Source organism: Streptomyces sp. NPDC002176, from assembly GCF_044903645.1.
Lineage (GTDB): Bacteria > Actinomycetota > Actinomycetes > Streptomycetales > Streptomycetaceae > Streptomyces.
Window position 1 is genome coordinate 630,836 of sequence record NZ_JBJDQW010000004.1, and the last position, 23,600, is coordinate 654,435.

The following is a 23,600-nucleotide window of genomic DNA, read 5'->3' on the forward strand; positions in this document are numbered from 1 at the left end:
TTGTCAATCCGGCAGGTGTGAGCGGGGCCTTCGCAGAGCACTCATGCTGCATGCTGCTCACTCGGCTCGCGGAGGTGTCGGGTCAGGTCGCCGCCACGGCGTCCCGGACCCGCAAGACGGATCTGCTCGCGGAACTCTTCCGGGACGCGGAACCGGACGACGTCCCGGTGGTCATCCCGTATCTCGCGGGACGGCTGCCGCAAGGGCGGATCGGCGTCGGCTGGAAGGTGCTCGGCCGCGAGGTGCCGCCCGCCGCCGAGCCCACGCTCACCGTGCGCGGGGTGGACGCCCTGCTGACCGAGCTGGCCTCGGTGTCGGGGGCCGGTTCGCAGGCCGAGCGGGCGCGGATCGTCGACGAGCTGATGGGCGCGGCCACCGAGGACGAACAGCGGTTCCTGCGGGGCCTGCTGACCGGCGAGGTCCGCCAGGGCGCCCTGGACGCGCTCGCCGTGGAGGGGCTGGCCCGTGCCACGGACGCCGACCCGGCCACGGTACGGCGGGCGGTGATGCTGGCGGGCTCGCTCCAGACGGTCGCCCAGGCGCTGCTGGCCGAGGGCCCCGGCGCGCTGGACGAGTTCCGGCTCACGGTGGGGTGCCCGGTGCTGCCGATGCTGGCCCGCAGCGCCTCCTCGGTCGCGGAGGCGGTGGAGAAGCTCGGGGCGTGCGCGGTGGAGGAGAAGCTCGACGGCATCCGCGTACAGGTGCACCGGGACGGCGCCGAGGTGCGGGTGTACACCCGGACGCTGGACGACATCACCGACCGGCTGCCCGAGGTGACGTCGGCGGCGCTGGAACTGCCGGGCGAGCGGTTCGTGCTGGACGGCGAGGTCATCTCCTTCGGCCCGGACGGTCGGCCCCGCTCGTTCCAGGAGACGGCGGGCCGGGTCGGCTCACGGGTGGACGTGGCCAGGGCGGCCGAGGAGGTCCCGGTCTCCCCGGTGTTCTTCGACGCCCTCTCGGTGGACGGCCGGGATCTGCTGGACCTGCCCTTCGCCGAGCGGCACGCGGAGCTGGCCCGGCTGGTGCCGGAGCCGATGCGGGTGCGCCGGGCGCTGGTGGCCGGGCCGGAGGACACCGCGGCGGCGGAGGAGTTCTCGGCCGGGACCCTGGCGCGCGGGCACGAGGGCATCGTGGCCAAGGGGCTCGACGCGCCGTACAGCGCGGGCAGGCGCGGCGCGTCCTGGCTGAAGGTCAAGCCCGTGCACACCCTCGACCTGGTGGTGCTGGCCGCCGAGTGGGGCCACGGCCGCCGCACCGGCAAGCTCTCCAACCTCCACCTGGCCGCCCGCACGGCCGACGGCGGGTACGCGATGCTCGGCAAGACCTTCAAGGGCATGACCGACGCGATGCTCGCCTGGCAGACCGAACGGCTCGGCGGACTCGCGGTGGAGGAGAAGAGCTGGGGCATGACCGTACGCCCCGAACTCGTCGTGGAGATCGCCTACGACGGACTCCAGCGCTCCACCCGCTATCCGGCCGGGGTCACCCTGCGGTTCGCGCGGGTGATCCGCTATCGCGAGGACAAAAGGCCCGAGGACGCCGATACGGTGGAGGCCCTGCTCGCGGCCCACCCGGAGGTCAAGGCGTGACAGTGCGTGCGACGAAGCGCAGTGCGGGACTGCTGTTGTTCCGCCATACCAGCCGAGGGCTGGAGGTGTTGCTCGGCCATATGGGCGGCCCGCTCTGGGGCACGAAGGACGAGGGGGCGTGGTCGGTGCCCAAGGGCGAGTACCAGGCGGACGAGCCCGCCTGGGAGGCGGCCCGCCGGGAGTTCCAGGAGGAGCTGGGCCTCGCCCCGCCGGACGGCCCGGCGCTGGCGCTGGGCGAGATCACCCAGCGCAACGGCAAGATCGTCACGGCCTGGGCGGTGGAGGCCGACCTCGACCCGTCGGCCATCACGCCCGGCACCTTCACCATGGAGTGGCCGCCCCACTCGGGCCGGGTCCAGGAGTTCCCGGAGCTGGACCGGGTGGCCTGGTTCACCCCCGAGGAGGCCCGGCCGCTGATGATCTCCGGACAGAGCACGTTTCTGGACCGTCTGGCGGAGCACTCGGGCTGAACAGGGGACCGATGCGTTGCGGTACCGCATGCCGCGCGCGATGGTCGACGCACACCCCGGTACCAGGAGGTCAGCCATGCCCATCGCCACGGTGAACCCGGCGAACGGCGAGACGGTCAAGACGTACGAGCCGATGGACGACGCCGAGGTGGAGCGTCGGCTCCAGCTCGCCGAGGCCACCTTCCGGACCTACCGGACGACGTCGTTCGCCGAGCGCGCCGAGCGTCTGAACCGGGCCGCCGACCTCCTGGAGGCGGACAACGACGAGGTCGCCCGGATCATGACGACCGAGATGGGCAAGCCGCTCGCGCAGGCCCGCGCGGAGGCCGCCAAGTGCGTCAAGGCGATGCGCTGGTACGCCGAGCGGGCCGAGGGGCTGCTCGCCGACGAGGTGCCGGACGAGGCGGACGTGAAGGACTCCGGCGCCTCGCGGGTCCGGGTCGTCTACCGCCCGCTGGGTCCGGTGCTCGCGGTGATGCCGTGGAACTTCCCGCTCTGGCAGGTGATCCGGTTCGCCGCGCCCGCGCTGATGGCGGGCAACGTCGGCCTGCTCAAGCACGCCTCCAACGTGCCGCAGACCGCCCTGTATCTGGAGGACCTGTTCCACCGGGCCGGGTTCACGGTCGGCTGCTTCCAGACGATGCTGGTCGGCTCGTCGGCCGTCGACGAGATCCTCCGGGACGACCGGGTCAAGGCCGCCACCCTCACCGGCAGCGAGCCCGCCGGGCGCGCGGTCGCCTCCACCGCGGGCGAGATGATCAAGAAGACGGTGCTGGAGCTGGGCGGCAGCGATCCGTACCTGGTGATGCCCTCCGCCGATCTAGACCGGGCGGCCCAGGTCGCGGTGACGGCACGGGTACAGAACAACGGGCAGTCCTGCATCGCCGCGAAGCGGTTCATCGTGCACCGGGACGTCTACGACGCCTTCCTGGAGAAGTTCGTCGCCGGGATGAAGGACCTGACCGTCGGCGACCCCATGGACGACCACACCGACGTCGGCCCGCTCGCCACCGAGCAGGGCCGCACGGACGTGGAGGAGCTGGTCGACGACGCGCGCCGCAGCGGGGCCGAGATCCTGTGCGGCGGCCAGCGGCCGGACGGCGTCGGCTGGTACTACCCGCCGACCGTGATCGCGGACGTCGAGCGCGAGATGCGTATCCATCGCGAGGAGGCGTTCGGGCCGGTGGCGACCGTGTACCGGGCGGACGACCTGGAGGACGCGATCCTCATCGCCAACGACTCGCCGTTCGGGCTGAGTTCCAGCGTGTGGACGCGGGACGAGGACGAGATGGCGCTCTGCGCGCGGGACCTGGAGGCCGGGGGCGTGTTCGTCAACGGCATGACCGCCTCGCACGCCGCGTTCCCCTTCGGCGGGATCAAGCGGTCCGGGTACGGACGTGAACTGTCCGCGCAGGGAATCCGGGAGTTCTGCAACATCACCACCGTTTGGCAGGGAGCGTGAGGATCGCACGGATACGATCCGGTCTGTGAACGGCGAAGTGACCCTCCCTCTGATCGTGGACGAGCGTGGTGCGCTGCGGGTGTCGGCGTCCGACGTCAGCAAGTTGCTGCGCAGCGTGGGGGCGCGGTGGGTGCATCTGGTGGAGGCTGGGGAGCGGGGGCTCGATGAGGACACCGTTGCCGAGTTGACCATCGAGTTGGCGAAGTTGGCGGATCGGATCGATGTGGCGTGCATTGCTCATAGCAGTGGGGCGCCGTAGGGGTTCGGGGTGCGTGGTGGGGTGCTGCGCCGTCGTGGCTTGTCGCGCAGTTCCCCGCGCCCCTTTTACAGTCGGCCTGAGCTGCATGGATGCCCTTTTGTTACTCTCTGTTCTCGCCGGTTCGGCGTAATTCGGCGCGAGATCGTCGGCCTTCCGGGTGAGTGTGGGTGGACCACCTTCTGACCGGCGGACGAAGGCCCGCCGGACGGCGAAAGCAGGGACCGCTCATGGCGACTTTGTGCAGACCCTCGGTGTCCGTGCCGGAACACGTGATCACCATGGAGGAGACCCTGGAGCTGGCCCGCACGCACCACGCGGACAACCCACAGCTCCCGCTGGCCCTCCGGCTGATCGAGAACACCGGAGTGCGCACCCGGCACATCGTGCAGCCCATCGAGGAGACCCTGAAGCATCCGGGCTTCGAGCAGCGCAACAAGCTGTACGAGTACGAGGCCAAGGCCCGGGTGCCCGCGGTGATCCAACAGGCCCTGGACTCGGCCGAACTCCTCACCTCTGACATCGATGTCATCGTCTACGTGTCGTGCACCGGCTTCATGATGCCGTCGCTCACCGCGTGGCTGATCAACGAGATGGACTTCTCCAGCACCACCCGGCAGCTGCCCATCGCCCAGCTGGGATGCGCGGCCGGGGGCGCTGCCATCAACCGGGCGCACGACTTCTGCTCGGCCTACCCGGAGGCCAACGCCCTCATCGTGGCCTGCGAGTTCTGCTCGCTGTGCTACCAGCCGACCGACCTCGGCGTCGGCTCCCTGCTCTCCAACGGCCTGTTCGGCGACGGCATCGCGGCCGCCGTCGTGCGCGGCCGGGGCGGCACGGGTGTGCAGCTGGAGCGCAACGGCTCGTACCTGATCCCCAAGACCGAGGACTGGATCTCGTACGACGTCCGGGACACCGGGTTCCACTTCCTGCTGGACAAGCGGGTGCCGACCACGATGGAGCCGCTGGCCCCGGCGCTCCAGGAACTCGCGGGCAACCACGGCTGGAACGCCTCCGACCTGGACTTCTACATCATCCACGCGGGCGGCCCCCGAATACTCGACGACCTCAGCAAGTTCCTGAAGGTCGAGCCGCACGCGTTCCGGTTCAGCCGGGCCACGCTCACCGAGTACGGCAACATCGCCAGCGCCGTCGTCCTGGACGCGCTGCGTCGGCTGTTCGACGACGGCGGTGCCGAGCACCGGGCGCGCGGACTGCTGGCCGGGTTCGGGCCCGGCATCACCGCCGAGATGACCGTCGGCCGCTGGGTCGGCCGGGACCAGGAGGGGCGATGAGCGACGAGACGCTCACCGGGACCCCGCCCCCGGTCCGGCACTGGCCGGTCACCGACCTGCCGGGCACCGACTTCGACCCGGTGCTGACCGAGCTGATGAACGAGGGCCCGGTCACCCGCGTTCAGCTGCCCAACGGCGAGGGCTGGGCCTGGCTGGTCACCCGGTACGACGACGTACGGATGGTGACCAACGACCCGCGCTTCGGCCGGGAAGCCGTGATGGAGAAGCAGGTCACCCGGCTCGCCCCGCACTTCATTCCGGACCGGGGCGCGGTCGGCTTCCTCGACCCGCCCGACCACACCCGGCTGCGTCGCGCGGTGGCCGCCGCGTTCACCGCGAAGGGCGTGGAACGGGTCCGGGAGCGGTCGCGGGCCGTGCTGGAGGAGCTGGTGGACGGGCTCCTCCGGGCGGGACCGCCCGCCGACCTCACCGGCGCGGTGCTCAGCCCGTTCCCCATCGCGGTGATCTGCGAGCTGATGGGCGTCCCCGCCGCCGACCAGCACGCCATGCACGAGTGGACCCAGCTGATCCTGTCCTCCGCGCACGGCAAGGAGGTCAGCGAGCAGGCCAAGCGGGAGATGAGCGCCTACTTCACGGACCTCATCGGCCACCACGCGCACGGCAGGGGCGAGGACGTCTGCTCGCTGCTGAGCGCGGCCGTGGACCGGGACGAGGTCACGCTGGTGGAGGCGGTCGGTCTCGCCGTACTGCTCCAGATCGGCGGCGAGGCGGTCACCAACAACAGCGGGCAGATGTTCTATCTGCTGCTGACCCGGCCGGAGTTGGCCGAGCGGCTGCGCTCGGACCCGGCGATCCGGCCGAGGGCGATCGACGAGCTGCTGCGGTACATCCCGCACCGCAACGCGGTGGGCCTCTCCCGGATCGCCCTGGAGGACGTGGAGATCGGGGGCGTCCGCATCCGCGCGGGCGACGCGGTCTACACCTCCTACCTGGCCGCCAACCGCGACCCGGAGGTGTTCCCCGACCCGGACACCATCGACGTCGAGCGCAGCCCCAACCCGCATGTGGCGTTCGGCTTCGGCCCGCACTACTGCCCCGGCGGGATGCTGGCCCGGCTGGAGTCCGAGCTGCTGGTGGACGTCCTGCTGGACCGGGTGCCGGGCCTGAAGCTCGCCGTGCCGCCGGAGGATGTCCCCTTCCGCAAGGGCGCGTTGATCCGGGGGCCCGAGGCCCTGCCGGTGACCTGGTGAGCCGGTCATGACGACGACCGAGGGACTGCTCGTCCCGCCGGGGCACGGCCGGGTGATGGAGACGGCCGCCCAGCGGGTCACGTTCAAGGTCACCGGCACCCACTCGCGGACGGCCTCCACCTTCGAGGTGGAGGTCCCGCCGGGCTTCGACGTGGGCGCCCATGTGCACACCCGCAGCGAGGAGTTGTTCTACGTCCTCGACGGCGAACTCGACGTCCTCGCCTTCGAGCCCCGCATCCGCACCCCCGACAACTGGCAGAAGTGGGAGTCGAGTTCGGGCACCAGGATGGTCCGGGCGACACCGGGCACGCTCATCGTCGTCCCGCCCGGCTGCCCCCACGCCTTCGCCAACCCCACCGACACCCCGGCCCGCATGTTCTTCCAGGCATCTCCCCCACCGGACCACGAGCGCTACTTCGAGGAACTCCTGGAGATCCTGGACGCGGGAGGCCCCCCGGACCACCAGGCGATAGAGCAGCTGAGGAAGCGCTACGACATAGAGCAACTCACACCGTTGAAACACCGGTGAGTGTCTGTGCCTTCAGGGGCGCGGGGAACTGCGCGACCAGCCACGACGGCCGGTCAGCCCGAAAACCACCCCCGCGCCCCTCGCCGCTACCGAATCGGCACCCCGGCCAAGGTCCGAGCGATCACCAGCCGCTGAATCTCACTGGTCCCCTCGAAGATCGTGTAGATCGCCGCATCCCGATGCATCCGCTCCACGGGATACTCCCGCGTATACCCATTCCCCCCGAGAATCTGAATCGCCTGCCCAGTGACCTTCTTCGCCGTCTCGCTGGCGAACAGCTTGGACATCGACCCCTCGGCCGCGGTGAACGGCCGCCCGTTGACCGCCATCCACGACGCCCGCCACACCAACAGCCGGGCCGCGTCGATGGACGTCCGCATGTCGGCCAGCTGGAAGGCGACCCCCTGGTTGTCAACAATGGGCCGCCCGAACTGCTCACGCGTAGTGGCGTATTCGAGAGCCACCTCATAAGCGGCCCGAGCCGTACCCACAGCCATCGCCCCCACGGCGGGCCGGGACGCCTCGAACGTGGCCATCGCCGCGTTCTTCACCCGCTCACCCCCGCTACGCGCCCGCTCCCGCGCCCGCGCCAGCCGCTCGTCCAGCTTCTCCTTGCCGCCGAGCAGGCAGGAGCCGGGCACCCGCACGTCCTCGAGGACGACCTCGGCGGTGTGCGAGGCGCGGATGCCGTGCTTCTTGAACTTCTGGCCCTGGCTGAGACCGGGCGTGCCGGGCGGGACGATGAAGGAGGCGTGGCCCTTGGAGCCCAGCTCCGGGTCGACCACGGCGACGACGACATGGACGTTGGCGATGCCGCCGTTGGTCGCCCAGGTCTTGGTGCCGTTGAGCACCCACTCGTCCTTGGCCTCGTCGTACACCGCGCGGGTGCGCAGGGAGGCCACATCGGAGCCCGCGTCGGGCTCGGAGGAGCAGAAGGCGGCGACCTTGACGTCGTTCACGTCGCCGTACATCTGCGGTATCCAGGTGCCGATCTGCTCCTCGGTGCCGTTGGCGAGGACGCCCACGGCCGCGAGGCCGGTGCCGACGATGGAGAGGGCGATGCCCGCGTCCCCCCAGAACAACTCCTCCATGACCATCGGGATGCCGAGGCCGGTGGGGTCGAAGTACTGCTGGGCGTAGAAGTCGAGGGAGTAGACGCCGATCTTGGCGGCCTCCTGGATGACCGGCCAGGGAGTCTCCTCCCGCTCGTCCCATTCGGCGGCCGCGGGCCGGATGACGTCGGCGGCGAAGCCGTGCAGCCAGTCCCGGACCTCCTTCTGTTCGTCGTTGAGCTCCATGGTGAACTCGGCCATGTCCCCTCCAGCGGCGCACGTACGGTGTTACTAGCGGTAACCAAATTATGTTACCGACCGGTAGGCAAAGTCAACTCCGCATGACGGCTCGGTATCCCGTTCGATGTCAGACCCCCGGCGGGTGTTAGTTTGCGCAGGCGTCACCGAATCAGCACGGGTGGGGAGACCACATGGACACCACACAGCGGACCGATCAGCAGCGGTCCGCCGACCGACGACGGCGGGAGCTGCTGGAAGCCGCCGACCGGGTGGTGCTGCGCGACGGCCCGCAGGCGTCGATGAACGCCATCGCCGCGGAGGCGGGCATCACCAAGCCGATCCTCTACCGGCACTTCGGCGACAAGGGCGGGCTCTACGCGGCCCTCGCCATGCGGCACACCGACGCCCTGCTCGACTCGCTGCGCGCCGCGCTGGACGCGCCCGCCGAACGCCGTGAGCGCGTGGAGTCCACGCTCGACACCTACCTCGCCGCCATCGAGGCCCGGCCGCAGGTGTACCGGTTCCTGATGCACCCCTCCGAGGGCGGCCAGGGCGCCGACCAGGGCTTCGACGTCGGCAAGCACAGCGCCCCGCTGCTGCGCCGGATGGGCGAGGACCTGGCCCAGGTCATCGAGGAGCGGGTGGACCTCGGTCCGGGCAGCCAGCAGCTGGCCCGGGTCTGGGGGCACGGGATCGTCGGCATGATGCACGCCGCCGGGGACTGGTGGCTGGGCGAGCGCCCCTGCTCGCGGGCCGAACTGGTGCGCTCGCTGGCCGACTTGCTGTGGGGGCGGCTCGCGGCCGCCGGTGACCGCGTGGGCGGCCCCGGCTTCTGACCCGCCCGCCTCACCTGTGCCAGGGGGCCTTGCGCACCTGGCGGTCGAGCTTGCGCCGACGGCGGCCGGTCACACGGTCGGCGTAGACCGTGCCGTCCAGATGGTCGCACTCGTGCTGGAGGCAGCGGGCGAAGAACCCGGTGCCGTCGATGGTGACGGGCTCCCCCGTCATCGTGACGCCCTCGACCACGGCGTGGTCGTACCGCTCCAGGCCCGCCTCCAGGCCGGGCAGCGACAGGCAGCCCTCGGGGGCCAGGAACTCCAGCCCGTCGGCGGCGACCAGCCGGGGGTTGACCACATGGCCGAGGTGGCGCGTCTCCTCGTCGTCCGGGCAGTCGTACACGAACACCCGCTGGTCGACGCCGATCTGGTTGGCGGCCAGGCCCACCCCCTCGTTCGCGTACATGGTGGCGAACAAGTCCGCCACGAGCGCGGAGAGTTCCGGACCGAAGTCGGTGACGTCCCGCGAGGGTGCGTGCAGCACGGGGTCGCCGAGGAGGGTGAGAGGCCGGACGCGCCCGTGGGCACCCGGTATCGAGCGGTGTCGCATGGCGGCAAGGGTACGGTTCGTTCGGCCCGCACCGAGCGCGCGAGGGCGGGCCGGGTGGACCGGGATTCGGGTGTGCGAACGGTTCTCGATAGGCTGAGGCCCCCACCACGCTGCCGGATGGCCCCCAGGCGCGGCGCGTACGCAAGGAGGATCGAGGACTGATGGCAGGCAACTCGGACCCGCTCTCGCCGCGGGCCAAGCTGGCCGTGACCGCGGGCAAGGCGGTCGCGGCGGCATCGCGCGCCGCGGGACGCGGCAGCGGGTCGGTGATCGGCGGCAAGGTCGCCCTGCGGCTCGACCCCGACCTGCTCGCGCGGCTCGCCACCCACCTGGACGTGGTCCTGGTGTCGGCGACCAACGGCAAGACCACCACCACCCGGCTGATCGCGGAGGCCCTGCGCGCCGCCGGGCCGGTCGTGTCCAACGCGCTCGGCGCCAACATGCCGGCCGGAATCACCTCCGCCCTCGCGGGCGGCTCGGACGCCAAGTTCGGTGTCATCGAGGTCGACGAGAAGTACCTGGCCGGTGTGGCACGTGACACCAGCCCCAAGTGCATCGCCCTGCTGAACCTCTCCCGCGACCAGCTGGACCGCGCGGCCGAGACCCGGATGCTCGCGGAGAACTGGCGCGAGGGCCTGTCCGGCTCCAAGGCCGTCGTCGTCGCCAACTGCGACGACCCGCTGGTGGTGTGGGCGGCCTCGTCCTCCCCCAACGTGGTCTGGGTCGCGGCCGGCCAGATGTGGAAGGACGACGCCTGGTCCTGCCCGTCCTGCGGCGGTGTGATGCAGCGCCCCGGCGACGACTGGTTCTGCGGCGAGTGCGGCTTCCGCCGTCCGACGCCGACCTGGGCGCTCTCCGGCGACCATGTGCTGGACCCGCACGGCTCGGCCTGGCCGATCCACCTCCAGCTGCCGGGCCGCGCCAACAAGGCGAACGCGGCCAGCTCGGCCGCCGTCGCCGCCGTGTTCGGGGTGCCGCCGCAGGTGGCGCTGGAGCGCATGTACCAGGTGCAGGCGGTCGCCGGACGCTACGACGTGGTCCAGTTCCAGAACCGCGACCTGCGGCTGCTGCTGGCGAAGAACCCGGCCGGCTGGCTGGAGACCTTCTCCCTGATCGACCCGCCGCCCACCCCGGTGATCCTCTCCGTGAACGCGCGCGGGGCGGACGGCACCGACACCTCCTGGCTGTGGGACGTGGACTACACCCGGCTCACCGGCCACCCGATCTTCGTCATCGGTGACCGGAAGCTGGACCTCGCCGTCCGCCTAGAAGTGGCGAACCAGCACTTCCAGGTGTGCGAGAACCTCGACGAGGCCGTCGCCGCGGCCCCGCCGGGCCGGATCGAGGTCATCGCCAACTACACCGCGTTCCAGGACCTGCGCCGCCGCGTCGGCAACTGAGCCAGAAGGGCGACAACCTCCTCATGAGCGACAACCAACTGCGGCTGGTGTGGATCTATCCCGACCTGCTGAGCACCTACGGCGACCAGGGCAACGCCCTCGTCGTGGAGCGCCGGGCGCGTCAGCGCGGCCTGGACGTGGCCCGTCTCGACGTGCGCAGCGACCAGCCGATCCCGACCTCGGGCGACATCTACCTGATCGGCGGCGGTGAGGACCGTCCGCAGCGGCTGGCGGCCGAGCGGCTGCGCCGCGACGGGCACCTCCAGCGCGCGGTGGAGAACGGCGCGATCGTGTTCTCCGTGTGCGCCGGTTACCAGATCCTCGGCCACGAGTTCATCAACGACCTCGGCCAGCGCGAGCCGGGCCTCGGCCTGCTCGATGTGACGTCGACGCGCGGCGAGGGCGAGCGGTGCGTGGGCGATGTCCTCGGCGACATCGACCCGCGGCTGGGCCTGCCCCCGCTGACCGGCTTCGAGAACCACCAGGGCGTCACCCATCTGGGCCCGACCGCCCGCGCTTTCGCCCAGGTCCGGCTGGGCCGGGGCAACGGCACCGGGGACGGCACCGAGGGCGCGTACAACGGGACCGTGTTCGGCACGTACATGCACGGCCCCGTGCTGGCCCGTAACCCGCAGGTCGCGGACCTGCTGCTGAAGCTGGCGCTGGACGTGAACGCGCTGCCGCCGATCGACGACACCTGGTACGAGGCGCTGCGTGACGAGCGGATCGCCTCGGCGCAGCAGCCCGCGTAATCGGCGTAGACAACCGCATATCCGTACACCCGTCAGGCGGGCCCGTGAGCATTCGCGGGCCCGCCTGACGCGTCGTCCGCTCACCTGTGCGGGTGCGTCCAGCAGGCGGACGCCCGCTGGGTGAGGGGCCCCTGCCGCCGGTAGTCTGGCCGGGACCCCGCCGGACAACGTGGTCCGGTCTCCCGGCCCACGTCGAGAAGGTAATCCGGGCTATGCGCATTGGTGTCCTCACCTCCGGCGGCGACTGCCCCGGTCTGAACGCCGTCATCCGGTCCGTCGTGCACCGGGCCCTCGTCGACCACGGCGACGAGGTCATCGGCTTCCGCGACGGCTGGAAGGGCCTGCTGGAGTGCGACTACTTGAAGCTCGACCTGGATGCCGTCAGCGGCATCCTGGCGCGCGGCGGCACGATCCTCGGCTCCTCCCGCGTCCGTCCGGAGCACTTGCGCGGCGGAGTGGAGCGGGTGAAGGGCCATGTCGAGGAACTCGGGCTCGACGCGATCATCCCGATCGGCGGTGAGGGCACGCTGAAGGCGGCCCGGCTGCTGTCGGACAGCGGGCTGCCGATCGTGGGCGTGCCCAAGACCATCGACAACGACATCGCGGCGACCGATGTCACCTTCGGCTTCGACACGGCCGTGGGAGTCGCCACCGAGGCGCTGGACCGGCTGAAGACCACCGCCGAGTCCCATCAGCGGGTGCTGATCGTGGAGGTCATGGGCCGCCACACCGGCTGGATAGCGCTGAACTCGGGCACGGCGGCCGGTGCGCACGCCATCGTCGTGCCGGAACGGCCTTTCGACATCGACGAGTTGACCCGCCGCGTCGGTGCCAGGTTCGAGGCGGGCAAGCGGTTCGCCATCGTGGTGGCCGCCGAGGGCGCCAAGCCGCGTCCCGGCTCCATGGAGTTCGACGAGGGCGGCCGGGACATCTACGGCCATGAGCGCTTCGCCGGGATCGCCCGCCAGCTCTCCGTCGAGCTGGAGCAGCGGCTCGGCAAGGAGGCCCGGCCGGTGATCCTCGGGCATGTGCAGCGCGGCGGCACGCCGACGGCGTACGACCGGGTGCTGGCCACCCGGTTCGGCTGGCACGCGGTGGAGGCGGTGCACCGGGAGGAGTTCGGCCGGATGACCGCGCTGCACGGCACGGACATCGTGATGGTGCCGCTGGCCGAGGCGGTCAGCACGCTGAAGACGGTCCCGGCGGAGCGGTACGCCGAGGCGGAGTGCGTGCTGTAGCGGGCGGCGCGGGGCGGCGGACCCCGCTCACGGCCGGGCGCGGGGGCGCCCGTACCCTGAGTGCGGACAGAAACCGCTCAACCCCCACGAACCAGGAGCCGCCGGATGGACCACAGCGGGCACGGCATGGTGCCGGATCTGCCGCCGTTCACGCTGGGACGGGGGCTCGTGTGGTCGGCGGACCCCTTCTTCCTGATCGCCTGCCTGGCCGGGCTCGCCCTGTACGGCTGGGGGGTGCTGCGGCTGCGGCGGCGCGGGGACGCGTGGCCGGTGTCGCGGACGCTGTCGTACGCCGTCGGGGTGCTGACCATCGGCCTGGTGATGTGCACCCGGCTGAACGACTACGGCATGGTCATGTTCAGCGTGCACATGGTGCAGCACATGGTGATCAGCATGCTGTCGCCGATCCTGATCCTGCTCGGCGCGCCGGTGACGCTGGCGCTGCGGGCGCTGCCGACGGCGGGGCGGGGCCGCAAGGGCCCGCGTGAGCTGCTGCTGGCGCTGCTGCACAGCCGGTACATGCGGTTCATCACCCATCCGGCGTTCACGATCCCGCTGTTCATCGCCAGCCTGTACGCGCTGTACTTCTCGCCCGTCTTCGACTTCCTGATGGGGTCCAGGGCCGGGCACATCGCCATGATGGTGCACTTCCTGGCGGTGGGCGTGGTGTTCTTCTGGCCGATCATCGGCGTGGACCCGGGCCCGCACCGGCCGAACCATCTGATGCGGATGCTGGAGCTGTTCGCGGGCATGCCGTTCCACGCCTTCTTCGGCATCGCGCTGATGATGGCGTCGGAGCCGATGGTGAAGACGTTCCTGCACCCGCCCGCCTCGCTCGGCATCGACGCGCTCTCGGACCAGGGCGCGGCAGGCGGCATCGCGTGGGCGTTCAGCGAGATCCCGTCGGTGCTGGTGCTGATCGCGCTGCTGTTCCAGTGGTACCGCTCCGAGCAGCGGCAGGCGCGTCGCAAGGACCGGGCGGCGGACCGGGACGGCGACCAGGAGCTGGCGGCGTACAACGCCTATCTGGCGTCGCTCAGCGGGCGCGAGGGCTGATCCCGCGCGGACCGGCTCGGCCATCGGAGTGCCGGTGGCGCTAGAACCGGGGCACGATGGTGGTGGACGGACCACTAGGAGGGTGCCGCGATGCCCGGTTCCATGCGAGGTTCCAGCAAGGCGGACGGTTCCACCAGGGCGATGGGGGCGCTGACCGTGGGCGGCCTCGTCGTCGTCACGGCGTACACGGTCGCGATCGGCGGCAACGGCTGGCTCTGGTTCGGCTGGGTGGTGCTGGGGCTGCTGACGGTGGCGCTGGCCGTCACGCAGTCGTAGCGCGCCGCGTCACCGGGGCCGGGGGGGCGGCCGGGGCTGATTACAGTGGCCGCGTGAACAGCAGGGCCGCGTCCTTCGACGACCTCGACCGCAAGATCATCACCGCGCTGATGGCGAACGCCCGGAGCAGCTTCGCCGAGATCGGCGCGGCCGTCGGGCTGTCGGCCACGGCGGTCAAGCGGCGGGTGGACCGGCTCCGGGAGACCGGGGTGATCACCGGGTTCACGGCGACCGTGCGGCCCTCCGCGCTCGGCTGGCGCACGGAGGCGTACGTCGAGGTCTACTGCGAGGGCGCCGCCCCGCCCCGGCGGCTCGCGGAGGTGGTCAGCAACCATCCGGAGATCACGGCGGCGATGACGGTGACCGGCGGCGCGGACGCCCTGCTGCACGTACGGGCGCGGGACGTGGAGCACTTCGAGGAGGTGCTGGAGCGCATCCGCGCCGAGCCGTTCATCCGGAAGACGATCAGCGTGATGGTGCTGTCCCACCTCCTCCCGGAAAGCCCCGAGGCGGGCGCCACCCAGGCCGCACCCGAGTGATCGTCCGCCAAACCCGCGGAACGCGCAGGTCTCGTGCGTCCTGGCCGGTGGATGCGCAGCGATCCTGCGCGAACACGCAGCTTTCGTCGCTTGTCGCGCCTCGGCCGGAGTTTCTACCGTGGTGTCACCGCCGTGAGTAACACACTGGAAAGCGGAGGAAACCCTCTGTGGCCGAAACCCGTGCGCAGCGCCCCCGGCGCTTTCTGGTCTGCGAACCCAGACACTTCACCGTGCAGTACGCGATCAACCCCTGGATGCGTCTGGACGCCCCCGTGGACGTCGATCTCGCCCAGTCCCAGTGGCAGACCCTGATCGACGCCTACCGCGCCCATGGTCACACCGTGGACGCGGTCGACCCGGTGCCGGGCCTGCCCGACATGGTCTTCGCCGCCAACGCCGCCTTCGTGGTCGGCGGCCGGGTCTTCGGCTCGCTGTTCCACGCCCCGGAGCGGCGCCCGGAGTCGCAGCACTACGACTCCTGGTTCAAGACCGCGGGGTACGACGTGTACCGCCCGCTGGCGGTGACCGAGGGCGAGGGCGACCTCGTGTGGACCGGGCGGTACGTGCTCGCGGGCACCGGTTTCCGCACCACCCGCGACGCCCACCGCGAGGCGCAGGAGTTCTTCGGGCACCCGGTGATCGCGCTGACCCTGGTGGACCCGTACTTCTACCACCTGGACACGGCGCTGTTCGTACTGGACGACGACAACATCGCCTACTACCCGGAGGCGTTCTCGGAGGGCAGCCGCGAGGTGCTCCGGCGGCTGTACCCGGACGCGGTGCTCGCCACCCGCGACGACGCGATGGCGTTCGGCCTGAACTCCGTGTCCGACGGTCGGCACGTCTTCATCGCCCCCCAGGCCGAGGTGCTCGCCGAGCGCCTGGCGACGCATGGCTACGACCCCGTGCCCGTCGACCTGTCGGAGCTGCACAAGGCAGGCGGCGGCATCAAGTGCTGCACTCAGGAGATCCGCTCATGACCGCACCCGCGCACGCGCACACCTCCGCCGACCTGATCCGGGCGGAGGAGCCGGTGCTCGCGCACAACTATCACCCGCTGCCCGTCGTCGTGGCACGGGCCGAGGGCGCCTGGGTGGAGGACGTCGAGGGCCGCCGGTACCTCGACATGCTGGCGGGCTACTCGGCCCTGAACTTCGGTCACCGCCACCCGGCGCTGATCCAGGCCGCGCACGACCAGCTGGACCGGCTGACCCTGACCTCCCGCGCCTTCCACAACGACCGGCTGGCCGGGTTCGCCGAGCGGCTCGCCGCGCTGACCGGCCTGGACATGGTGCTGCCGATGAACACCGGCGCGGAGGCGGTGGAGAGCGGCATCAAGGTGGCCCGCAAGTGGGCGTACGACGTGAAGGGCGTCCCCGAGGGGCAGGCCACGATCGTGGTCGCGGCGGACAACTTCCACGGCCGTACGACGACCATCGTCAGCTTCTCCACGGACGAGACGGCGCGGGCGGGCTTCGGGCCCTTCACGCCCGGTTTCCGAATCGTGCCGTACAACGACCTGGCCGCGCTGGAGGAGGCGGTCGACGAGACGACGGCCGCGGTGCTGATCGAGCCCATCCAGGGCGAGGCCGGGGTGATCATCCCGGACGACGGCTATCTGACCGGGGTCCGGGAGCTGACCCGGCGCAAGGGGTGCCTGTTCATCGCGGACGAGATCCAGTCCGGTCTCGGCCGCACCGGGCGCACCCTCGCCGTCGAGCACGAGTCGGTGGTGCCGGACATGGTGCTGCTGGGCAAGGCGCTGGGCGGTGGCATCGTGCCGGTGTCGGCGGTGGTGGCCCGGCGCGAGGTGCTGGGCGTGCTGGGTCCGGGTGAGCACGGCTCCACCTTCGGCGGCAACCCGCTGGCGGCGGCGGTCGGCACGGCGGTGGTCGAGCTGCTGGAGACGGGCGAGTTCCAGCGCCGCGCCGACGAGCTGGGCGTGGTCCTGCGCGAGGGGCTTGAGGCGCTGCGCGGGCACGGGGTGAGCGGGTTCCGGGCGCGCGGTCTGTGGGCGGGCGTGGACGTGGACCCGGCGCTGGGCACCGGCCGGGAGATCAGCGAGCGGCTGATGCGCGAGGGCATCCTCGTCAAGGACACCCACGGCTCCACCATCCGGCTCGCTCCCCCGCTGACGGTGGCGGCGGACGAGCTGCGCTCCGCGCTGGGCACGCTGGAGAAGGTGCTGGGGCAGGCGGGCTGAGCGTCTGAGGGCGGGGCCGGTGTGCTCACCGGCCCCGCCCGCTTGCTCACTTCTCGCCGAGCAGGCCCTTCATCTGCTTGATCTCGGCGCTCTGCGCGGTGATCACGTCGTCCGCCATCGTCGTGGCACGGCCGTCACGGCCCTTGGCCTTCTCCGTCTTCGCCATCTCCACGGCGCCCTGGTGGTGGGCGATCATCAGGGTCAGGAACTTCCGGTCGAAGTCCGCGCCGGTGCTCTTCTCCAGCGCGGTCATGTCGTCGGCGCTCATCATCCCGGACATGCCCGCCATGCCGCCGTGCCGGGAGTGGTCCATGCCGGCCATCGGGGGCTCCTCGCCCCAGGACTTCAGCCAGCCGGTCATGGTGCGGATCTCCGGGTCCTGCGCCTTCTCGATACGGGCGGCCAGCGCCTTCACCTCGGCGGAGGCGGCGTGGCCGGAGGCCAGCCGGGCCATCTCCAGGGCCTGCTGGTGGTGCGGGATCATGCCCTGCGCGAAGGTGACGTCCTGGGCGTTGTGGGCGTCCGCCCCGGCCGACGCGGCCGGGGCGCCGTGGGCCCCGGTGTGCTGCTCCCCGCCGCAGGCGGCGAGGAGGACGACGGCGGAGACGGTGGCGACGCCGAGCGCGGCACGGCGGATCGCGTGAGAGGTGGTCATGCGGGAACTCCTGCTGGTGAAAAGGGGATGCGGGCACGCGTGGGGACGGCCGCGCCGCACGGGGCGCGGTCGTGGGTGCCGCTAGATCCGCAGGAGTTGGAGTTCGGCGAGCGAGGGGGGTGCGCGGGCGCTGTCCGGCGCGGTGACGGCACGGGCGCGTGGGTCGCCGCACGGTGCGGGTGGGGCCGCCGGTCCCGTGAGCGGTTCCGGCAGCTCGGGCCCGCCGCCGACGGCTCCGGACGCGCAGGTCGGGTCGGCGTGGTGCATCCGGTGGCCGCCGCAGTGGCCGTCGGGGCAGTCGCCGGGCGCGTCGATGACGGCACCCGCGTGCAGGGCGTGGGTGTGTTCCGGGTGCCCGGTGCCGCCGATCGGCGCCAGCGCGTGCATCCCGAGCAGCCCGGCCAGCACCGCGAGCACGAGCAGCCCCGGCGAGCGCCGCAGGGGCGGTCGCGGGGAGCGCTGGTGCACGGGGCCGGGCATGCCGGTCATCCTACGAGTGCCGCTCGCGCGGGTTACGGCGGGACTCGCCGCCCGCGGGCGCGCCCGTACAGCGGGGTTCGCCCGACCCGTCAGGTTCGGCTCGCGGTGCCCCTGTCCCGGGAACGCCGCATCACCCGCGCGCCCACTGCCACGGTCGCGGCCACCGCACCGGCGCCGAGCGCGAAGGGCACCCAACGGGGGCGGGGTTCGTGCTGGACGGCGGTGGGGTCGAGCGGTACGGCGGGGACCTGGTCGGCGCCGGTCTCGGCAGGGGAGAGCCGGCCCCTGGCGGCACTTCGGCGGCTCCCGGTCGCGACGGCTTCGTGGCCCGCCGTCGCGGCATCCTGGTCCCCTTCCTTCACGCGGCTCCGAAAGGGACGTTCGTCCACCCCCACGTCGCCCCGGCCGCTGAGCCGGAACAGGAGCACCAGGGACGGCACGATCAGCAGCCCCGCGACGATGGCGACGCCCACCACGACGGCCAGGGTGGCGTCCGGTGCGGCGGCCTCGTTGATGGAGAGGTGCGTGCCGAGGAGGTACGGGGTCTGGGCGACGCCCCAGCCGATCACGACCAGGGCGACGGCGCCCGCCGCCGCCACCCGGGTGCCGATGGTCCGCCTGGCCCACAGCAGGGCCAGTCCGACCAGGCCGCCGACGGCCGCGAGGACCACCAGGGGCAGCGCCGGTCCGCTGAGCCGGTCGAAGAGGCGCGGCGAGTCGGCCTGGAGGACGAAGATGCCCGCGATGGTGACCGCGCCGGTGACCGCTCCGGCGGCGATCGCCCGGTCGCGGTAGTACCGGTACAGCTTCTGGTCGTCGCGGTGCAGGGCCTCCACGGTCAGATAGGTGGCGGCGAGGTAGGAGCAGGCCAGCACGGCGAGGATGCCGCCGAGGATGCTGGTGGGGTTGACCCAGCTGGACACCGCGTCGCCGTTGCCCGCCGTGGGCACCCGGCCGGAGGCGAGACCGCCCGCGATGGCGCCGAAGCAGTACGGCGTCAGGACGGAGGAGAGCGCGAAGGCGGCGCCGTACAGGCGCTGCTCCTCGGTGCGGACGGTCGCCTTGCGGAAGGCGAATCCGGCGCCGCGCAGCACGATGCCGAGCAGGGCGAGGACCATCGGGATGTAGAGCGTGGTGGTGATGGCGGCGAAGGCGGTGGGGAAGCCGCTCCACAGGACCACGAGGCAGTAGATCAGCCAGGTGTGGTTGGCCTCCCAGACCGGGGCGAGCGAGACGTCGATCAGATGGCGTGGCTCGCGGCCGCGCTTGGCTCCTCCGGCGATCATGTCCCAGAAGCCCGCACCGAAGTCGGCTCCGCCGAGCACCGCGTAGGCGACGACCCCGATGAAGAGGAATACCGCGACCAGCTCGGCCATCTACGACACCTTCCTCTCGGACCGCTCGGAGCGCTCGACCCGGGAGCCGGGCGTGGCGTCGGGGCCGTAGGGCACCAGGACGTTCTCGTCACCCTGCTTCTGCCAGCGTCGCTTCATCGACAGCAACACCCAGATGGCACCGGCGCCGACCGCCAGGTAGAGCACCAGCACCCCCGCGAAGGTGGGCCAGAGGTTGCCCTGGGTGGTCACCGCGTCTCTGGTGCGCAGCAACCCGACGACGATCCACGGCTGGCGGCCGACCTCGGTGGTGACCCAGCCCGCTTCCAGACTGGCGATGGAGACGAGGCCGCACACGGAGGCGGCGCCCAGGAACCAGCGGTTGGTCTGCAGGGTGTTCCGGCGCTTCCACCAGACCCAGACGAACCAGGCGGCCACGGCGAGCATCAGCATGGAGGTGCCGACCATGATGTCGAACGCCCAGTGCACGATGTTGACCTGCGCGGTGGTGGGTCTGATGTCGGCCGGGATGGCGTTGAGTCCCTGGATGCGGGTCGAGGGTTTGAACCCGGCCAGGATGGAGGCCACCCAGGGCACCGAGATGCCGTAGCGGACCTCGCCGTCGATGAGGACACCGCCGAGGGTCTCGGGGACGTGGGTGCCGGTGTTGGGCAGCAGCTCGATGGCGGCGAACTTGGCGGGCTCGCTGTCGAAGACCTGCCGGGCGATGGTGTCCCCGACGAAGATCTGCACCGGCAGGGCGACGGCGGCGGTGATGAAGCTGATCAGGAAGCCGAGCTTCTGGTAGTGGCCGCGCCGCCCTCTGATCATGCCCACCGCGTAGACGCTCGCCACACAGAACCCGGCGACGATGTAGGCGGCCAGCAGCATGTGCCAGAACTGGAGCCAGAAGGCGTTGTTGAAGAAGACCTCGGCGGGCCGGACGTCGACCAGCTGGCCGTTGCGCAACGTGATGCCGCCGGGCTGGTTCATCCAGCTGTTGGCGGCGATGACGGCGCCCGCTCCCCCGATGCTGGCCAGCGCCACCGGCACGCCGGACCAGAAGTGCGCCCAGGGGGGCATCCGGTCCCAGCCGTAGATGTAGATGGCCACGAAGATCGCTTCGAGGAAGAAGAACAGCCCCTCGATGGCGAAGGGGAACCCGAAGGCGGCGCCGTATTTCCCCATCAGCCCGGGCCACAGCAGGCCCAGCTCGAAGGAGAGGACGGTTCCGGTGATGGCGCCGACCGCGAAGAGCACGGCGGCCACCTTGGACCAGCGCCGGGCGAGCAGCAGCGCGGCCTCGTCGCCCTTGCGCAGCCCCCGGTAGTTGGCGATGAGCATCAGGGAAGTCAGCGCCACGCCGAAGGGCACCAGGATGATGTGGAAGCCCAGGGTGAAGGCCATCTGTTCCCTGGCCGGCAGCAGCTGGTCCGGCTCCGCTGCGGCCAGGAGCAGGGGGTACCTGGCCAGGTCGACCGTCAACATGGACGGGCCCTCCTCTATGCGGGTTCAGCCGTTCTCGGACTGATCTGTCCATATTTACCCTGATTTATCGAAGGCGGATGCACAAGGGCGTCTGTTCGAGGAGGAGCCGCTTCCGCGAATTCGCCGCGCGATGAGCATGAGCCCGGCCGCGGGCGGTAACAGGTGACTGCACATGCCGCTGCGAGCGAGGGGGAGCCGTGTTCTACCACTTGCTGAAATACGTGCTGCTGGGCCCGGTGCTGAGGCTGGCCTTCCGGCCCCGGATCGAGGGGCTCGACCATGTGCCGGAGTCCGGCGCGGCGATCATCGCCGGGAACCATCTGTCGTTCTCCGACCACTTCCTGATGCCCGCCATCCTGAAGCGCCGGATCACCTTCCTCGCCAAGGCGGAGTACTTCACCGGGCCGGGGCTCAAGGGCCGCCTGACGGCGTTCTTCTTCCGCAGCGCGGGCCAGATCCCGGTGGACCGCTCCGGCAAGGAGGCCGGGCAGGCGGCCGTCCGCGAGGGGCTGAAGGTGCTGGGCCGGGACGAGCTGCTCGGGATCTACCCCGAGGGGACCCGGTCGCACGACGGGCGCCTGTACAAGGGGAAGGTCGGGGTCGCCGTGATGGCGCTGAAGGCCGGGGCGCCCGTCGTGCCGTGCGCCATGATCGGCACCTTCGAGGCCCAGCCGCCCGGCCGCAAGATCCCGAAGCTGCGCCCGATCACCATCCGCTTCGGCGAGCCGCTGGAGTTCTCCCGCTACGCGGGGATGGAGGACGAGAAGGCGGTCCTGCGGGCCATCACGGACGAGATCATGTACGCGGTGCTGGAGCTGTCGGGCCAGGAGTACGTGGACCGGTACGCCGCCGAGGTGAAGGCGGAGGCGGAGGCGGCGCGGACCCGCAGGTTCGTCCGGCGGCGCTGAGCCGTCCGGAAACGCCGGAGGGGGCGGCCGGGTGTCCGGCCGCCCCCTCCTTGCTCAGGGTCGCTCTGGCTCGCTCCGGGCCGTTACGGCTGGGGCGTGGCGTGCGGTGCGCAGGTGACGTCGGAGCTGTCGAGCTTGCCGCTCAGCAGGTAGGCGTCGACGCGCTGGTTGATGCACGGGTTGACCAGTCCGGTCACCCCGTGGGAGCCCGCGCCCTTCTCGGTGATCAGGCGGGAGCCCTTGAAACGCTGGTGCAGCGAGACGGCACCGGCGTACGGGGTGGCCGCGTCGTTGGTGGACTGCACGATCAGCACGGGCGGCAGACCCTTGTGGGTGCCGACCTCGACCGGGGTGTGCTGCTTGGCGCCCCAGGTGGCACAGGGCAGGTTCATCCAGGCGTTGGCCCAGGTCATGAACGGGTAGTCCTTGTGGAGCCGGGTGTTGTCCCGGTCCCACTTCTGCCAGCTGGTGGGCCACTTGGCGTCGGCGCACTCGACGGCGGTGTAGACCGCGTTGCCGTTCTCCGCGGAGATGTTGCCCGCGGTGTCCGACAGGTCGGGCGCGGCGGCGTCCACGAGCGCCTGGGTGTCACCGGCGACGTACTTGCTGAACGCCGTGGCGACCGGCACCCACGAGGAGTCGTAGTACGGGGCGCTCTGGAAGAAGGAGATCAGCTCGGCCGGGCCGACGACTCCGCCGAGCGGGCTCTTCGCGGCGGCGGCGCGCAGCTTGAGCCACTGTCCCTGCACGGCGGCACGGGTGGTGCCGAGGTGGAAGGCGGCGTCGTTTGCGGCGACCCAGTCCTGCCAGTCCTTCCAGCGGCCCTCGAAGGCGATGTCCTGGTTCAGGTTGGCCTCGTACCAGATGTTCTCGCGCGCGGGGTCGACGACGCTGTCCACGATCATCCGGCGGATGTGGCCCGGGAAGAGCGTGCCGTAGACGGCGCCCAGGTAGGTGCCGTAGGAGACGCCCAGGTAGTTGAGCTTCTTCTCGCCGAGTGCGGCCCGGATGACGTCCAGGTCGCGGGCGGTGTTCGGCGTGGTCATGTGCGGCAGCATCGCGCCGCTGCGCTCGGCGCAGCCCTCGGCGTACTCGCGGGCCAGCTTGCGCTGGGCGCGCTTGTCGGCCTCGTTCGCGGGCACCGGGTCGGCCTTGGGCGCCTTGACGAACTCCTGCGGGTCGACGCAGGAGATGGGCGCCGAGTGGCCGACGCCGCGCGGGTCGAAGCCCACGAAGTCGTACGCCTTGGCGGTGTTGGTCCACAGCGCGCTCTTGGTGGTGACCCGGCGCGGGAAGCGCAGGCCGGAGCCACCGGGGCCGCCGGGGTTGTAGATGAGGGCGCCCTGGCGCTCCTCCTTGGTGCCGGTGTTGCCCATGCGGTCGACGGCGAGCTTGATCTGCTTGCCGTTCGGCTTGGCGTAGTCCAGCGGCACGGAGACCCAGCCGCACTGGATGGGCTTCTCCAGCCCCCAGTCGGCCGGGCAGTCCTGCCAGTCGATCCCGGCCTTGGCGGCGCGGGCGGCGGCCGTGGCGGCTCCGCGGGCCTCGCGGTCCTGGCCGTGGCGGCTGTCGGCGCTGGCCGCGGGTGCCGTCACCGCGCCGGCTATCAGCGTGGCGGTGACGAGCGCTCCGGCCGAACTGAGCGCCAGCAGACGGCTCTTCGGTTTGTTCTCCCTCAAGGGGTCCCCTCCCCGTGACTTCACTGCGAGTGGTCAGGCGGGGAATCCTCTCGGCTGTGAGCCGTCTGAGAACAGGGGTGACGGACCTTCTTTACCAATCCG

Annotated in this window: 24 protein-coding genes; 17 read left to right on the forward strand and 7 right to left on the reverse strand. The window is 71.3% G+C overall.

The window, feature by feature from the left end; translation table 11 throughout:
* The first annotated feature begins 50 nt into the window (after positions 1-50).
* The 7 genes from ACI2LY_RS22030 (at position 51) to ACI2LY_RS22060 (ending at position 6,812) form a co-directional block, all read left to right on the forward strand.
* Entirely contained in the window at positions 51-1,589 is a 1,539-nt protein-coding gene (locus tag ACI2LY_RS22030) for an ATP-dependent DNA ligase (protein WP_404708638.1), read from the forward strand.
* Positions 1,586-2,059, forward strand: a complete 474-nt coding sequence (locus ACI2LY_RS22035; RefSeq protein WP_404708639.1) for an NUDIX domain-containing protein — start codon at positions 1,586-1,588, stop codon at positions 2,057-2,059. Before ACI2LY_RS22030 ends, ACI2LY_RS22035 begins: the two co-directional genes overlap by 4 nt.
* Positions 2,060-2,135: 76 nt before the next feature.
* Positions 2,136-3,521, forward strand: coding sequence for an NADP-dependent succinic semialdehyde dehydrogenase (locus ACI2LY_RS22040; protein ID WP_404708640.1), 1,386 nt, complete (start codon positions 2,136-2,138; stop codon positions 3,519-3,521).
* Between the two features lie 25 nt (positions 3,522-3,546).
* Positions 3,547-3,780, forward strand: a complete 234-nt coding sequence (locus tag ACI2LY_RS22045) for a DUF6213 family protein (RefSeq protein WP_217460603.1) — start codon at positions 3,547-3,549, stop codon at positions 3,778-3,780.
* A gap of 227 nt (positions 3,781-4,007) precedes the next feature.
* Entirely contained in the window at positions 4,008-5,072 is a 1,065-nt protein-coding gene (locus ACI2LY_RS22050; protein WP_388999209.1) for a type III polyketide synthase, read from the forward strand.
* The gene (locus ACI2LY_RS22055) at positions 5,069-6,283 is read left to right on the forward strand and encodes a cytochrome P450 (RefSeq protein ID WP_404708641.1); all 1,215 of its coding nucleotides are present in this window, start codon (positions 5,069-5,071) and stop codon (positions 6,281-6,283) included. The genes ACI2LY_RS22050 and ACI2LY_RS22055 overlap by 4 nt, the downstream gene beginning before the upstream one ends.
* 7 nt (positions 6,284-6,290) lie before the next feature.
* Positions 6,291-6,812: a cupin domain-containing protein gene (locus ACI2LY_RS22060; RefSeq protein WP_404708642.1), complete on the forward strand. Its 522-nt coding sequence runs from the start codon at positions 6,291-6,293 to the stop codon at positions 6,810-6,812.
* Between the two features lie 86 nt (positions 6,813-6,898).
* Here the strand turns inward: ACI2LY_RS22060 and ACI2LY_RS22065 are convergent, their stop codons facing one another.
* On the reverse strand, positions 6,899-8,125 hold the full coding sequence (locus tag ACI2LY_RS22065; protein ID WP_404708643.1) for an acyl-CoA dehydrogenase family protein: 1,227 nt from the start codon (positions 8,123-8,125) through the stop codon (positions 6,899-6,901).
* A 170-nt stretch (positions 8,126-8,295) separates the two neighbouring features.
* Between ACI2LY_RS22065 and ACI2LY_RS22070 the strand changes: the two genes are divergently transcribed.
* Positions 8,296-8,940: a TetR family transcriptional regulator gene (locus ACI2LY_RS22070; protein WP_388999221.1), complete on the forward strand. Its 645-nt coding sequence runs from the start codon at positions 8,296-8,298 to the stop codon at positions 8,938-8,940.
* A gap of 10 nt (positions 8,941-8,950) precedes the next feature.
* Here ACI2LY_RS22070 and def read toward each other — a convergent pair whose 3' ends face one another.
* Positions 8,951-9,490: a peptide deformylase gene (gene def, locus ACI2LY_RS22075; protein ID WP_404708644.1), complete on the reverse strand. Its 540-nt coding sequence runs from the start codon at positions 9,488-9,490 to the stop codon at positions 8,951-8,953.
* Between the two features lie 161 nt (positions 9,491-9,651).
* Between def and ACI2LY_RS22080 the strand changes: the two genes are divergently transcribed.
* The 8 genes from ACI2LY_RS22080 to rocD all read left to right on the forward strand — a co-directional run bounded on the left by ACI2LY_RS22080 (position 9,652) and on the right by rocD (position 16,954).
* Complete coding sequence (locus tag ACI2LY_RS22080; protein WP_135791091.1) at positions 9,652-10,890, forward strand: MurT ligase domain-containing protein; 1,239 nt, start codon at positions 9,652-9,654, stop codon at positions 10,888-10,890.
* 23 nt (positions 10,891-10,913) lie between these two features.
* The gene (locus ACI2LY_RS22085; protein WP_388999227.1) at positions 10,914-11,642 is read left to right on the forward strand and encodes a type 1 glutamine amidotransferase; all 729 of its coding nucleotides are present in this window, start codon (positions 10,914-10,916) and stop codon (positions 11,640-11,642) included.
* 212 nt (positions 11,643-11,854) lie between these two features.
* Complete coding sequence (locus ACI2LY_RS22090) at positions 11,855-12,880, forward strand: 6-phosphofructokinase (protein ID WP_388999229.1); 1,026 nt, start codon at positions 11,855-11,857, stop codon at positions 12,878-12,880.
* A 105-nt stretch (positions 12,881-12,985) separates the two neighbouring features.
* On the forward strand, positions 12,986-13,936 hold the full coding sequence (locus ACI2LY_RS22095) for a cytochrome c oxidase assembly protein (protein ID WP_404708645.1): 951 nt from the start codon (positions 12,986-12,988) through the stop codon (positions 13,934-13,936).
* 90 nt (positions 13,937-14,026) lie between these two features.
* Positions 14,027-14,212 carry a hypothetical protein gene (locus ACI2LY_RS22100; RefSeq protein ID WP_388999235.1) on the forward strand — a complete coding sequence of 62 codons (186 nt, stop codon included), beginning with the start codon at positions 14,027-14,029 and terminating at the stop codon, positions 14,210-14,212.
* Between the two features lie 53 nt (positions 14,213-14,265).
* Entirely contained in the window at positions 14,266-14,751 is a 486-nt protein-coding gene (locus ACI2LY_RS22105) for an Lrp/AsnC family transcriptional regulator (RefSeq protein WP_388999238.1), read from the forward strand.
* Positions 14,752-14,918: 167 nt separating this feature from the next.
* Positions 14,919-15,731, forward strand: coding sequence for a dimethylargininase (gene ddaH / locus ACI2LY_RS22110; protein ID WP_388999240.1), 813 nt, complete (start codon positions 14,919-14,921; stop codon positions 15,729-15,731).
* Complete coding sequence (gene rocD / locus ACI2LY_RS22115; protein ID WP_404708646.1) at positions 15,728-16,954, forward strand: ornithine--oxo-acid transaminase; 1,227 nt, start codon at positions 15,728-15,730, stop codon at positions 16,952-16,954. Before ddaH ends, rocD begins: the two co-directional genes overlap by 4 nt.
* A gap of 46 nt (positions 16,955-17,000) precedes the next feature.
* Here the strand turns inward: rocD and ACI2LY_RS22120 are convergent, their stop codons facing one another.
* The 4 genes from ACI2LY_RS22120 to ACI2LY_RS22135 all read right to left on the reverse strand — a co-directional run bounded on the left by ACI2LY_RS22120 (position 17,001) and on the right by ACI2LY_RS22135 (position 20,911).
* Positions 17,001-17,609: a DUF305 domain-containing protein gene (locus ACI2LY_RS22120; RefSeq protein WP_404708647.1), complete on the reverse strand. Its 609-nt coding sequence runs from the start codon at positions 17,607-17,609 to the stop codon at positions 17,001-17,003.
* 81 nt (positions 17,610-17,690) lie between these two features.
* Positions 17,691-18,089: a DUF6153 family protein gene (locus ACI2LY_RS22125; RefSeq protein ID WP_404708648.1), complete on the reverse strand. Its 399-nt coding sequence runs from the start codon at positions 18,087-18,089 to the stop codon at positions 17,691-17,693.
* An 89-nt stretch (positions 18,090-18,178) separates the two neighbouring features.
* Positions 18,179-19,465, reverse strand: coding sequence for a cytochrome d ubiquinol oxidase subunit II (locus ACI2LY_RS22130; RefSeq protein WP_404708649.1), 1,287 nt, complete (start codon positions 19,463-19,465; stop codon positions 18,179-18,181).
* Positions 19,466-20,911 carry a cytochrome ubiquinol oxidase subunit I gene (locus ACI2LY_RS22135; RefSeq protein ID WP_404708650.1) on the reverse strand — a complete coding sequence of 482 codons (1,446 nt, stop codon included), beginning with the start codon at positions 20,909-20,911 and terminating at the stop codon, positions 19,466-19,468.
* 197 nt (positions 20,912-21,108) lie between these two features.
* On the opposite strand from ACI2LY_RS22135, the gene ACI2LY_RS22140 reads away from it, so the two are divergent.
* Positions 21,109-21,819: a lysophospholipid acyltransferase family protein gene (locus ACI2LY_RS22140; RefSeq protein WP_404708651.1), complete on the forward strand. Its 711-nt coding sequence runs from the start codon at positions 21,109-21,111 to the stop codon at positions 21,817-21,819.
* 83 nt (positions 21,820-21,902) lie between these two features.
* Here the strand turns inward: ACI2LY_RS22140 and ACI2LY_RS22145 are convergent, their stop codons facing one another.
* Positions 21,903-23,498 (reverse strand): alpha/beta hydrolase, encoded by a 1,596-nt coding sequence (locus tag ACI2LY_RS22145; RefSeq protein ID WP_404708652.1) that lies wholly within the window; start codon positions 23,496-23,498, stop codon positions 21,903-21,905.
* Positions 23,499-23,600 lie beyond the last annotated feature (102 nt).